Annotated in this window: 10 protein-coding genes; 8 read left to right on the forward strand and 2 right to left on the reverse strand. The window is 33.5% G+C overall.

Going from position 1 to position 12,976, the window contains the following annotated elements; translation table 11 throughout:
• Positions 1 to 456: 456 nt before the first annotated feature.
• The 6 genes from A8B35_RS13545 to A8B35_RS13570 are packed head-to-tail and all read left to right on the forward strand — an operon-like array spanning position 457 to position 5,897.
• Positions 457 to 834, forward strand: a complete 378-nt coding sequence (locus A8B35_RS13545; RefSeq protein ID WP_068473504.1) for a PleD family two-component system response regulator — start codon at positions 457 to 459, stop codon at positions 832 to 834.
• Positions 831 to 2,072, forward strand: a complete 1,242-nt coding sequence (locus tag A8B35_RS13550) for a YaiO family outer membrane beta-barrel protein (RefSeq protein WP_068473507.1) — start codon at positions 831 to 833, stop codon at positions 2,070 to 2,072. The genes A8B35_RS13545 and A8B35_RS13550 overlap by 4 nt, the downstream gene beginning before the upstream one ends.
• A 2-nt stretch (positions 2,073 to 2,074) precedes the next feature.
• A complete protein-coding gene (locus A8B35_RS13555; protein ID WP_075603176.1) occupies positions 2,075 to 3,307 on the forward strand; it encodes a hypothetical protein in 1,233 nt (410 codons plus the stop codon).
• 2 nt (positions 3,308 to 3,309) lie between these two features.
• On the forward strand, positions 3,310 to 4,743 hold the full coding sequence (locus tag A8B35_RS13560) for a glycosyltransferase family 2 protein (RefSeq protein WP_068473513.1): 1,434 nt from the start codon (positions 3,310 to 3,312) through the stop codon (positions 4,741 to 4,743).
• Positions 4,744 to 4,745: 2 nt separating this feature from the next.
• A complete protein-coding gene (locus A8B35_RS13565) occupies positions 4,746 to 5,153 on the forward strand; it encodes a hemerythrin family protein (RefSeq protein ID WP_068473516.1) in 408 nt (135 codons plus the stop codon).
• Between the two features lie 30 nt (positions 5,154 to 5,183).
• Positions 5,184 to 5,897: a LamG domain-containing protein gene (locus A8B35_RS13570; protein WP_075603177.1), complete on the forward strand. Its 714-nt coding sequence runs from the start codon at positions 5,184 to 5,186 to the stop codon at positions 5,895 to 5,897.
• Positions 5,898 to 5,912: 15 nt separating this feature from the next.
• On the opposite strand, the gene A8B35_RS13575 is transcribed toward A8B35_RS13570, so the two are convergent.
• Positions 5,913 to 8,612, reverse strand: a complete 2,700-nt coding sequence (locus tag A8B35_RS13575; RefSeq protein WP_068473521.1) for a hypothetical protein — start codon at positions 8,610 to 8,612, stop codon at positions 5,913 to 5,915.
• A 509-nt stretch (positions 8,613 to 9,121) separates the two neighbouring features.
• Between A8B35_RS13575 and ald the strand changes: the two genes are divergently transcribed.
• Together ald and A8B35_RS13585 are read left to right on the forward strand one after the other, a co-directional pair.
• On the forward strand, positions 9,122 to 10,234 hold the full coding sequence (ald, locus tag A8B35_RS13580; RefSeq protein WP_068473524.1) for an alanine dehydrogenase: 1,113 nt from the start codon (positions 9,122 to 9,124) through the stop codon (positions 10,232 to 10,234).
• A gap of 295 nt (positions 10,235 to 10,529) precedes the next feature.
• A complete protein-coding gene (locus A8B35_RS13585; RefSeq protein WP_068473526.1) occupies positions 10,530 to 11,903 on the forward strand; it encodes a cytochrome c peroxidase in 1,374 nt (457 codons plus the stop codon).
• Between the two features lie 97 nt (positions 11,904 to 12,000).
• Here the strand turns inward: A8B35_RS13585 and A8B35_RS13590 are convergent, their stop codons facing one another.
• A complete protein-coding gene (locus A8B35_RS13590) occupies positions 12,001 to 12,639 on the reverse strand; it encodes a hypothetical protein (RefSeq protein WP_068473529.1) in 639 nt (212 codons plus the stop codon).
• Positions 12,640 to 12,976: the final 337 nt, after the last annotated feature.

Here is a 12,976-nt window from a genome sequence, read left to right on the forward strand (position 1 = left end):
TAAACATAGGTAGGTGGCTTCTTAAATAATTCAGTGTGGTTATTAGTTGGTGTCTTTATGATTTTCGTTGTTCTAGTTCCTTTTCTCATGTAGTTTACTGAAGTACACTAAACACCTTCCATAACACATTAGGGTAGATGATGTAGTATAGTTTAACTGTCCATCAATGCCATTCATCGAAGCATAAAGTGCCCTTAACGAGAATGACAATTTAGATGAATGATATGATATATTTTTGAATTGTAATTAACGAAACACCAACAAATTATTGTTTGGACTCTAAGGATACAAATTAGCGCTAGTAGTATCTAAACAACAGTCTTAAAGATGTCATTAACCATTGGACGTTATTTTTTGATAATTAATCAATCGTTTTTGGTAGTTGATAAATAAAAGGCACTGATATACAGTAGGTAACAGGCCTAATTATTAAATTTATATTAAATCTTAGGAATTATGAAATTACCAAATATACATATAATCACGGAAGACACTATATTTTCATCAATCATTTATCGCTTGTTGTTAAATCGATTTGGAAAGATAAATTTTACGCAGAGTCATAATCTTTTTGAGCTTAAATCAAACTCATCAGGTAAAGTATATGATGCAGTATTGTTAGATAACTTTATTGCTGGTACTTCACAGTTTGAACTTTTAGCGTATCTGCGCAATAATAAAGAAATTTGTGCACCAATATTATATTTCACTAATAATACTCTTGATGAAAACGGAGCACTTGCTGCAGGAGCTACTAAAGTGATTAATAAGCCTTTTGTTCCAGATGGTTTAGTTGATCAAATACAATTTTTTACTACTTTAGTAAATGAATGAGAAAAAATTGTAAAAATATAAGCTTATTAATACTGTTATTTTGGATTACATTAAACTGTAATGCGCAAGTAAATATTGATTCTTTATTCAATGTTGCTATAAATCATGCAAGAGTTAGTGAATACACAGATGCTATTGCAAAAGCACAACAAACCCTCACTTTAGATTCTTCCAGAGGTGATGTACGACTGTTTATTGCAAATGTATATGCTTGGCAAGGTGAGTTTGATAAATCTAAAAAACAGATTACAAAGGTATATAATAACGATCCTAAAACATCAAATCTATATGATTCGTGGTTAAATGTGTTATTGTGGAATAGCGAATATTCTGAATTGTTGAAAACAATTAAAATAGCAGAGAAAAACGAATATGATAATCAGCATAACCTAACAATGAAAGAAGCTCTGGCTTATAAGGGCTTAAAACAATATTCCGCCGGAATACGTAGTATAATTCAACAGCCCAATTTATTAGATTCAGCCGATGTAAGTGATTTATATAACTATCTAATGAATTTAGATAAATCTAATGTTGTTTCGTTTTATTATCGATTAGAGATGTTTGATCAAGAATCGATTGATCCGCAGCATCTAGGTTATGTAGATTATGGATTGAGAAATAGTAAGGATATCTGGATAGTTCGTTTAAATTATGCCAATCGATTTGATTTACAAGATTATCAACCTGAAGTTGATTGGTATCATAACTTCTCCAACGGTAACTATTTTTACGCCAACTACGGTTTTGGTTTCAATAATAACTTATTTTCAAAACATAAATTAGGTTTTGAATACTACATGCCTTTCGGAAGAGGTTATGAGGCGAGTTTAGGTGCGCGATATCTTAATTTTCCGAGTAGTGATGCTATCGTTTTTACTGCCTCCATGGCAAAATATATCTCTAATTGGTGGATTAGCGCAAGACCTTATGTCGCCTTAAAAGATGGAGGTTATAACTTTATGGGTATACTCAATGCACGTATGTACGGACGCAATCCTATAAGTTATTGGGGTACAGAGCTTGGTTATGGCAATTCACCTGACGATTTGTATTTTTATGTAATAGGAAAAAATAATGAATGGCATAATGTTTATAGATTTAGCTTACAGAGAAATACGGCAATTGGAAAAACCAACGAATTAAGGTTGTCGATAGGTTACGGTCATGAAGAGATTAGAAAAGATTATTATCGAGATAGGTTTATTTTTGATATTCTTTTTAAACATAGGTTTTGATTATGCGACAGATATATTCATTACATATACTACATTATATAAAGTGGATTATTCGGGTGGTTCTTTTACTAATTCCTTTTGTGATACTGTACTTATTATTCTTGCCAAGTATTACTATAAACGGAGCGCAATATATTAATCCTTTTATCCATCTTGAATGGTGGACTATTTTAGTAGGCTATTTTATTTTTATATGTGCAGGCGGAGTATTGGGCTTTGTTCTAATGAGTAGTTATATTACCTACAAAAGAGCTAGGGTGGCTAACCTTTTACCTCGATTAACAAGCTTATATGTAAATGTAATTGTAGAATATTTATACGCTGATAAATATAAAACCAAGGCAGAGCGCGATGGATTACGAAAAACAATGAAGCGCTTTGGGAATCAGAAGATGAGGGTAGAGGCCTTTTTTTTGTCTATTGCCAAGGTACAAGAAATGGTTGCTGAAAACCATAGTGAAGAATTTAAGCAATTAATAAAGGAAATTAATATTGAAAAATATATAGATCAATTCTTGTATTCTTATCACTTAAGTGATAGGATTTTGGCAATGCGTTTCATCTCCTATTTAAGGATAAAGGAACAGCGTTATATAGATTGCTTATTTAAATATTCAAAATCTAATAATTTTGCATTAAGAAGCGATGCTTATGCAGCTTTGATACGAATGGTGGAGGGCGACAATAAGTTAGCTGAGTTTGTTGGTACATCTCACGATCTTTCTCTCTTAGATATCAATTTTATTGTAAGCGCGGTAATTAAAAATTTTAAGATGAATATTGATTATCACGACTTCTTAGCATCTCCTATTAAGAGGAAAATCATTGTAGGGTTAATCTTATCAAAATATAGATATCGTAAGAGTAGAAAAAGTTTAATCTTAATCTTGAATTTTATAGGCAATGAGGATTATACGATTAATTATTTAGCATGGGATGCATTTTTGAATCTAGTACCAAAAGATGAAGCTGCTGATATTATTGTAGATCGTTTTTTTCAAGAAAATGACCGAATACAACTAATGATTCTGAAAAGTTCGTACGGTATCTATAATAATAGACTCTACGACTTACTTGAGAAAGCCATTGTTAAAGGGTGTTTACAGGTTAAGTTAGAATCGATGCGAATATTATTTAAAGAAAGATTTGATAGGATTAGTAAATTTTATAAGAGCGAGGACTCTGATATTAAGGTGGTTTTAAGAGAAGTTGCAGATATACACATAGGCGTTTAATTATGGAATGGATCGAATATCTACATAAAGGATTTAATGTTTTTTTCTTCATTTATGGGTCGCTGTTATTCATATCCTATTTGCTCATTGGTGTTATATCCAGTATTGAGTTAAGGTTTTATACTCGCAGAAATAAATATTTTGACTTCACCAAGATAGCTACGTTTAAGGTTTTACCATCAATCTCCATTATTGCCCCTTGTTATAATGAAGAAATGAGTATTGTTGACAATATAAGGAGTCTCCTTTCATTACATTATAATAGTCTTGAAGTTATTGTAGTGAATGATGGTAGTACTGATGATAGTTTGAAATTAGTTATTCAAGAATATCAATTAGTTAAAATAAATTATGCTTATGAACACGTTATAAAAACAGCTAATGTTCGAGGTGTATATAAATCGACAAACCCTAGTTATAGTAATCTAATTGTAGTTGATAAAGAGAATAATGGGAAGGGGGACGCCCTAAATGCCGGAGTTAATATTTCTCGCTCCAATTTATTTTTGGGTATCGATGTTGATTGCATTATAGAACCCGATGCTCTATATCGTATGGTTAAACCCTTTCTTGAGGAGTATGGAATGAAAAAGGTAATAGCCTCAGGCGGGGTTATACGCGTGGCTAATTCTTGTACAGTTGAGAATGGACAACTTACGAAAGTTGTTTTTCCTAAGAATATATGGGCACAATTTCAGATTCTAGAGTATTTTAGAGCGTTTATTTTGAGCAGAATGGCTTGGAGTAGAATTAATGGTTTATTAATTATTTCTGGCGCTTTTGGCTTATTTGATAAGGATTTGGTGCAAAAAGTGGGCGGCTATGATACAAGTACTGTTGGTGAAGATTTAGAATTAGTAATACGTATGCGAAAATATATGCATGAGGTAGAAAAAGTTCCCTATCGAATTGCTTTTATCCCGGATCCGCTTTGTTGGACTGAAGTTCCCGATAGCCTGGGTGTTCTATATCGTCAAAGAAATAGGTGGACCAGAGGGTTGATAGATTCTTTATCAAAACACCGTAAAATGTTTGGTAATCCTAAATATGGCAGAGTAGGTTTAATTGCATTCCCATTTTGGGTAATGTTTGAATGGTTAGGTCCGGTTTTTGAGTTTATTGGTATTACTTACTTTATCATTATGTCTGCTTTGGGACGTATTAATTTAAAGTTTGTGTTATTATATACGATTTTCGTTCTCGCATTTTCGGTCCTTTATTCTGCATTTTCTGTATTTTCTGAGAAATATCTATATGATAGATATAAGGGTGTAAGTTTTATGTTTAAAATATTTCTAATATCAATACTAGAAATCTTAATATATCATCCACTAAATGTAATTTTTGCTTTAGCAGGGAATTTCGACTTTTTTATTAGAGGAAAAAGAAAGGGTTGGGGTAAAATGAGTCGTAAAGGATTTAAAAGCGATACTTGAAGATGGAATTACAACAAAATAATATTAGCGGAAGAGTAGAGATGATTCTAGACCTATTATGTGCCCAAGACCGTAAGTTTAAGGATGTAATAAGTACTAGTAATTCAATGTCTGAAGAGTTTGTTGATGTAGAATTTCTTTTAGATGTACTCACAGAGTATGTGAGTGTTTTTGAATTCGAAGAAAATGTTATGCACGAAGTTGCTTATACAAATGAGGATTTACATAAAGAGCATCATCAATATTTTCATCAAAAGTTAAAACAATTTCAACAAGAGTATAGAATGCGTAATACCACCATCATTCCTCGAATAATTATTTTCATGAAAAAATGGTTGGTGTCGCATATTGTGATTGAGCATGATGAGCTATTAAAAGAGGTACGTGCATTTAATTTTGATAAAAATTGAACTAGTTCGTAGATTATTAAAATTGACTTTATGATTCTAAGGCTTCTGTTGTTTTATGTTTCATGTATGCTTTTTACCGAAGCTAAAAGTCAGTGCTATATAGCTGAGGATGGTTTGATAAGATTCAGCAATTTTTTGTGGGTTGAGAAGGTGACTAGTATAAAGGTTGGGCCTGGACCTAATTATTTTGGTTTGCACAAGAAAAATGTTTTTGTAGATCGATTAGGAAACCTTCACCTAAGTTTAAAAAAGAAACAAACACATTGGTCGTGTGCAGAAGTGATTACAGATTCTATATTGAAAGAAGGGGTTTACGAGCTTAGTTTCTACTGTAATAATACTATGCCGAATAATGTTGTGTTTGGCTTATTTTTATATGATACGGAAAATCCACCATCCTATAATGAAATTGATTTTGAGTTATCTAAATGGAATGTACCTGAGGGGTTAAATGCTCAGCATGTAGTACACTCTAATAAAGACTTTATTGTTAATAGATTCGATTTGCCCAAGGTGCAAGATGAAACGAAGCACATTTTTAAGGTGTACTCTGATAGTATTTTCATAAGTAGTTATGCTACTAACCCTCTCAATTTGCTTCAGAATAGTGTTTTTAGAAGGCCAAAAGCCTTTAATCTAAAGCAAGCTAAGTTCAGGATGAATCTTTGGTTGATTAAATCTCCTGTTGAAGAACAAGAACCATTTGAGGTAGTTATAACCTCATTTAATTATAGGGCATTTTAGTTACTTAAATCTGTTTTATTCAAAGTAGGTTTCAAATTTTTTTAACGATTCTTTGATAATATAGAATGAGGATTTTACGTGTTCTTTGGTATATGGCATTGAACCGGAATCCCATTTCTCCCATTTATACCTTTCTGTTTCAATCATTGAATCCTCAAAGAAAACAGAAACCGCAATTCCATCAGACGTTTCTACTTGTTTGTTGTTTTTTCCAGTACCTCTTCTAGGTTCATAATCTAATATATCCATAACTTCCATTTGAGCAGGATTATTGAAGTTAATAATGGGCCATGGTAGTTTTATGGTAATAATGTTTTCGTTAATAATTACAGCATCTCCTCTAATTGGGTTTTTGCCTTCTCTTAATTTTAATTTGCTGGCATCAAATTCGCTTCCGGCACAATAGTCATCTTCTTGTTTATTTCGCCATAATACTTTATTCCAGCCTAAGCCATCACTTTTTGTAGAATAGAAATGTTGTCCTTCAACAGGGTATCCTTCAAGGCCAATACCAAACATGTCATAGGCCTTCGTAACAAATAAATTGCCTCCGTTATTAGTAAGTTTTACACAAAATTCAGCTCTATTATTCACGTTTTTATTATTAGGTAATATAGACTCACCTTTATTTTTATCGTAGGTATCTAATGCTAACCAAAGAGTATCTGTTGTTGTAAGTTCTGATTTAAGTTCTAGTTGAATGTAGAAGCCTTCAATATCAGAATCTAACTTAATGTTTTTGATTTTTTCTGATTTGGAATCTTGATCGTAATTTGAATATTCTGCTTCCTCAGGAATATAGGTAATCATTCCAAAATTTTGTTCTGGATTATACAGATTATGCCAATGTAATCGAGTATCAGGATTTACATTTTCCTGATAAATCCAGGTTACCTTAAACCACTCATCTATCCAGGCAAACTGTATTGCACCTGCGCAATCTGCATCTTTAATGTTATGCATCATTCTTATTGTTTGCGCAGCCTGAGTTTCTTCATTGGCACCCCCTTGATGCATTTCATTTGAACTATATCTAACAACACCCCAACCATTAGGTATACCAAATTCGGCTATCAATAGGGGACGGTTATTGTAATGGTTTTTTAAATCGTTTAAATAGCCTAAGTAACTGTTTGAGCCTTCATAGTCGCTATATTCTTGGTAGTCTGGATCACATGATATAAAATCAGGAAAATACGTGTAAGCATGATAGCTAGCAAAGTAACCTGCTGGGGCATTGTCTTCGTTTATGTGGTTTAGGTCGATTTGTGTGAGATCTTCATCTCCTATTTCGGTGGGATGATCCAAAGGGTCTAAAGTTGGCCAGCTTGAAAAACTGATGGGATGCTGTTGGTTGTACTTTTCTATCTCGTAGTTAACAGCTTTGTCTAAGCGCTCTGTAGCCCATGCCTCGGTAGGACTAGCATTGTTAATACTAAATGATAATCCATTGTAAGAGTTGATATCAGGATTGGCGTCATCTGTTTCGATTACTTCGTGTGGAGAAATTTCTCTTCCAATTATGTAGCCAATAACCCACTCAGAAACATCTGCAGTATAGTTTCCTGATGCCCATCCCCATCTTTCGGGTAAATTGGCATTTCCATGTATTACGTCTATAACTTCTCTAATTCGTTCATCGAAGTAATCCATTAATGGCATTTTTTCAAATTCGGTACTCTCATTTATATCTCTCACGAACCAAATTTCGCTAGTATAAAAATTGGTAGGCTTTTCATATTCCTCATCAAGCCATGCGCCTGGCATCAAGTATAGTGGAGTTCCTTGATTGGCATCATTAAATTCCTTTAGGGCTTCATAAAAACGAGGGTAATGAATGGTGTAAATTCTAATTGTATTATAGCCTGCGTTGGCCATCATCTTAAACCATTTTGCATATAACTCTTTAGAGGGAGCCATTTCTGCAGGACTGGTTCCGGGTATAGCCGCTCCAAGATTAATGCCTTTTATATAGAATGGAACGTATTTATCTCCATTGTGTTGTTCGATGAATTTTTGACCACATTGAAAAGGTAAGAAGGTGTCTTTATTAATAATAAAGTTTTGTGTTTTATTGTTAGCATTTAGATTTCGTATGGTGTGGGTAGGAAAGCCTTCACCACTTATTGTTGCCGTAAAAAGAGAGTTGTTGTAATCGGTTGTACTTAAATCATTACTATTTGATTCCTCAATGTAGAAATCGAGTCTATTAGTTACTGCCTGAATTAGTTTTACACTCTTGCTATTATTTGAAGACTTGAAATTGACAAAGTACATTTTGTTTTCAAGTAAGCCTTTTATATTTGAACAGTTATATGAGAACTGATGCACACCTGCACCAAAATCTTTGTTTATTATTAAGTCAATTTCTCTTCCTGATATATCATAGATCGCAAGTCTTAGTTTTGATTGATTTTTTAGGGCCACATTAAAATTCATAATTTGAGAGTGCCAATCAACCACCGCATAAGCATATTTAATGTGCTGCGAAAAAATGTTGGAGAGGTCAAGTTCATAATTGCCATTTTCGTCACTAGTTGTGCTTGAGGCTTCGTTGGGATTAATATTATTATATATATCAACCCTTACATTAGGGCAGGGGGTGCCATTAGTAAAGCTGATTCTACCATTAAATTCCTGTCCTGTTACATTAAAAGAGAGTATGTTAAAGAAAAGGAATAATGCGGTTAGCGAGTTGTATGTTTTTGTTTTCATAATGCACATGTTAATAATCTGTATATGAGTGCTGCCACTAATGCTACTATAGGCATTACTAAAATTAGTTAATTTATATTGAATTCATCATGATCTCCCAATAAAATCTCATTAACCAGTTTCTAACTAATTATTTACACTAATCTAAAGAGTAGTAGTGAAAATATCATAAGGTTGTTTTGTTATTTATGAGTACAAATGAGAAAACTATTTGTGTGGTATATTCCAAAATAGGAGTATTGTGGTTTGAATGTTGTTTTTTGTCATTTGGGGCTATTTGTGTGCGGTTATTTAGATTTAAAAATACATTTATATCAAATACACCCCTGTTTTAGAATTCGAATTCGGCTTATAATATAAAAATATTGCAAACAACCCCCTTGTTTAATAATATGATTTTAAACATCGTTTTTCAGTGATAATATTCATTTCTCAAATTCAAACTTCTTATTTAATTTGAAACATCATTAATACTTAAAAACAACAATAACTTTTTAATGCGTTAAGCTATGATTATAGGAGTTCCTAAAGAGATAAAGCCAGCCGAGAATAGGGTCGGTATGACTCCAGCAGGGGTTTTGGAGATGGTTAAAGCAGGACATACTGTTTATGTGCAATCAACAGCAGGTATAGGTACCGACTTTTTTGATGAGGATTATGAAAAAGCGGGCGCAAAAATTTTACCAACTATCGAAGATGTTTATGGCATTGCAGATATGATTGTGAAGGTAAAAGAACCAATAGAACCAGAATATAAATTGATTAAAGAAAATCAATTATTATTTACATATTTCCATTTTGCTTCGTGTGAGCCATTAACGAGGGCTATGATTGAGCAAAAAGCGGTTTGTTTAAGTTATGAAACGGTTGAAACTCCGGATAGAAAGTTACCTTTGTTGATACCTATGTCGGAAGTAGCAGGAAGAATGGCTACGCAAGAAGGCGCTAAGTATTTAGAGCGTACTTATGGCGGACGTGGGGTGTTGTTAGGCGGAGTTCCAGGAGTACCTCCTGCCAAAGTATTAGTAATTGGCGGTGGAATAGTAGGTACTCAGGCGGCAAAAATGGCTGCAGGATTAGGTGCTGATGTAACTATTATGGATTTAAGCTTAGAGCGATTACGTCAGTTAGATGATATTATGCCTGCTAATGTGAAAACTTTAGTTCCAAACGAGATGCGTATGCGTGAGTTTGTTCAGAATGTTGATTTAATTATTGGTGCAGTATTGATTCCTGGAGCAAAAGCTCCTAAATTAATTACGCGTGATATGTTGCCGACTATGCAACAAGGAACAGTTTTGGTGGATGTGGCAATAGATCAAGGAGGATGTTTTGAAACGTCAAAACCTACCACGCATCAAGATCCAACTTATATGGTTGATGATATTATTCATTATACAGTTGCTAATATGCCAGGTGCAGTTCCGTTTACATCTACCATGGCACTTACAAATGCAACACTTCCTTATGCCATTAAATTAGCAAATAAGGGGTGGGAGCAAGCTTGTAAAGAGGATTCTGCCTTAAGATTAGGATTAAATATTATCAAAGGTGATGTAGTTTATAAGGCTGTATCAGATGCTTTTGATATTCCATATGTACCTCTTGATGAGGTGCTATAATTCAACTTTAAGTTGAATATTAAATTGTAATAGATTCCATTTTGATATCTAAATTTGAAGTGGATTTATTAATATAGGTTAATTATAGGTTAGAAGCCGGCTTTAGGGGTAAAGCCGGCTTTTTTGTGTCTTTTATTTTAAAGTTTAGTGTTAATTAATAATTAACAATGTTCGCGCATTATAATTAATGGTTTAAATTTTTTATTTTTGCAGTCCTATCCTTCAATTGACTATTTCTATGTAGTATACCGAGCTTATAATTACCTTAAAAAATAAACAATAGACATATTAAAGAATGAAGAACAAAAAGCTTATTATTATTTTGGCTATCGTAGTTATTATGATTCCAATTGCTTACAATTTATTTAGTGATCACACATATCATCTGGAACACGCGACGGAATCAGTAAGAAACCAGGCTCTCGCCGTATTGAAAGATAATGACTGTATGGCATGTCACTCCGTAAATTCGGTTGCTCCACCATATTCAGTACTTCCTATTATTGGAGAAACAATTAAAAAGGATATGGAATTTGGAAAGCGAAGTCTGTTATTAGATGATGTAGTGGCTACACTAGAGAATGACGGATTGGTTGGAGAAGTTGATTTAGCAAAGATTGAGCATGCGGTTGATGCCAATACAATGCCTCCAAAACCCTATACTGCTATTCACTGGGGCGCTAATATTAAGAAAAACGAGGCTGAAGTTATTAAAAAATGGGTTGCTCATGAGAGAATGAATAACTATAAATCGATGAGCGCTTCTGCTGAATTTGCCTTAGAACCAATTAGACCAATTGAAACGGAGTTTGCCGTAGATGCAAATAAAGTTGCTTTAGGTAATCAATTGTACCACGATACGCGTTTATCTGCGAATAACACAATTTCTTGCGCAACTTGTCATGATTTGGCAAAGGGTGGTACAGACCAATTACCAGTTTCTATCGGTATTCATGATCAAGAAGGACCTATTAATTCACCAACTGTTTATAATGCAGTTTATAATTTGGCTCAGTTTTGGGATGGTCGTGCACATGATTTACAAGCTCAGGCTGTCGGACCTCCAATGGATGCCAAAGAAATGGGAAATAACTCGTTTGATGATATTGTAGAGCGTTTAAGTGCAGATAAGGAATTGGTAACGCAATTTGCTAATTTATATACTGAAGGAATCACTCAAAATTCAATTACTGATGCTATTGCTGAGTTTGAAAAAACTTTAGTAACTCCCAATGCGCCATTTGATAAATATTTAAAAGGTGATAAAGATGCCATTACTGCACGTCAGGCTGAAGGTTATGATGTATTTAAAAGAGTAGGTTGTGCTAGTTGTCATGTTGGTGAAGCAATAGGAGGACAGTCGTTTGAGCACATGGGTATATTTGATAATGGATTTGCGCTAAGAGGTTCTAGTATTGAAACTGCAGATAAGGGAAGAGCAAAATTCACAGGTGATGAAAAGGATAACTTTAAGCAGAAAACGCCAACCTTAAGAAATATTGCTTTAACAGCTCCATATTTTCACGATGCTTCGGCAAATAGCTTGGAAGAAGCAGTTTCTGCAATGGCTAAATATCAAGTAAAAGAAAATGTAACACAAGAGGAAATTACATTGATTACTGAATTCCTAGAGTCCTTAACGGGAGAATATAACGGACAGTCTTTGTAGACTATTAGTTTTACAAGACTAATTCAGTTTATTATAAAAGAATAGCCCCTAGTAAGTCTATTGATTTACTAGGGGCTATTTAGTTTATATCGCTAAGTTATTTGTTTCTTCTCCAGAGTGTTTTTTGTAAAATAATACCCCAGTATACATCTTTAGTATCTGCCATTACACAATATTCTACCCCCAGTTGAATTCCACCTAAAGCTTTTATGTTGTAGTATGCATCAACCCATAAAGAATTATTAGAATATGTACCTCTTGTGAAATTGGTAGTTGTACCTACTGCAAAATCAAACCTACCGCCATATGAGTAATATAAACCGTTTACAAGGGCTCCATTATTCCAAGTTTCTACATTATGATTGTACGTTGAGTAGGGTAGGAATAAATGGTTGTTGGCATAAAATTCATATCCATAACCCAGTCCAATTCCGAAATATTCTCCTTCAAACCTGTGGTGCGATAAACGTAAGTTTACGTTGTGACGAGGGTTATTACTCACAGAAGCCCAAAAACTTGCTTCTATATCATCGTAACCAGCGGTGTTGAATAGCTGAATTCCTAGGTTGTTGATTATACCGGTAGTTTTTGTTGGAGCATCAAGTTCAAAACGCTCGGTTGGTTCTTGTGCATAAATATTAGTTAAAAAAAGCAGCCCAATTATTATAAGCCCATGTTTCCTCAAGTCCTTAATTCGTATTAAAGGACACCTTCGTGTATTAGTTATGTTGTTCATATGGCAAGTGCTTTACAATAACTTTACCAATAAAACAGGTATTAAAGTAATTTGATACTTTTAAATAAATATTATATCACGTTAACGCTTATGATAAAATAATGGGGTTTAAGTAATTTTTCTCTATCAATGAATTGATGAATATTTATGAACTTGAATCACTTTAAGTTTTATTTACTCTCATATTAAAGAACTAAAGTGGCTCTCAAAAACAAAGAGGATGTTAAATATTGAGAAGATTAAGCAATTGAATACTCAATTGTATTAATAGAAGTTAAAGGAATGTATTTTGGTAATTATTGGCATAGGCTTTGATAAGTACTAATACGAAGAGCAT

It is taken from the genome of Saccharicrinis aurantiacus, assembly GCF_001660705.2.
GTDB lineage: Bacteria > Bacteroidota > Bacteroidia > Bacteroidales > Marinilabiliaceae > Saccharicrinis > Saccharicrinis aurantiacus.

Coding starts and splice junctions, on each gene's coding strand:
- A8B35_RS13545 (WP_068473504.1), top strand. CDS start 457: ATGAAATTACCAAATATACATATAATCACGGAAGACACTATATTTTCA.
- A8B35_RS13550 (WP_068473507.1), top strand. CDS start 831: ATGAGAAAAAATTGTAAAAATATAAGCTTATTAATACTGTTATTTTGG.
- A8B35_RS13555 (WP_075603176.1), top strand. CDS start 2,075: ATGCGACAGATATATTCATTACATATACTACATTATATAAAGTGGATT.
- A8B35_RS13560 (WP_068473513.1), top strand. CDS start 3,310: ATGGAATGGATCGAATATCTACATAAAGGATTTAATGTTTTTTTCTTC.
- A8B35_RS13565 (WP_068473516.1), top strand. CDS start 4,746: ATGGAATTACAACAAAATAATATTAGCGGAAGAGTAGAGATGATTCTA.
- A8B35_RS13570 (WP_075603177.1), top strand. CDS start 5,184: ATGATTCTAAGGCTTCTGTTGTTTTATGTTTCATGTATGCTTTTTACC.
- A8B35_RS13575 (WP_068473521.1), bottom strand. CDS start 8,612: ATGAAAACAAAAACATACAACTCGCTAACCGCATTATTCCTTTTCTTT.
- ald (WP_068473524.1), top strand. CDS start 9,122: ATGATTATAGGAGTTCCTAAAGAGATAAAGCCAGCCGAGAATAGGGTC.
- A8B35_RS13585 (WP_068473526.1), top strand. CDS start 10,530: ATGAAGAACAAAAAGCTTATTATTATTTTGGCTATCGTAGTTATTATG.
- A8B35_RS13590 (WP_068473529.1), bottom strand. CDS start 12,639: ATGAACAACATAACTAATACACGAAGGTGTCCTTTAATACGAATTAAG.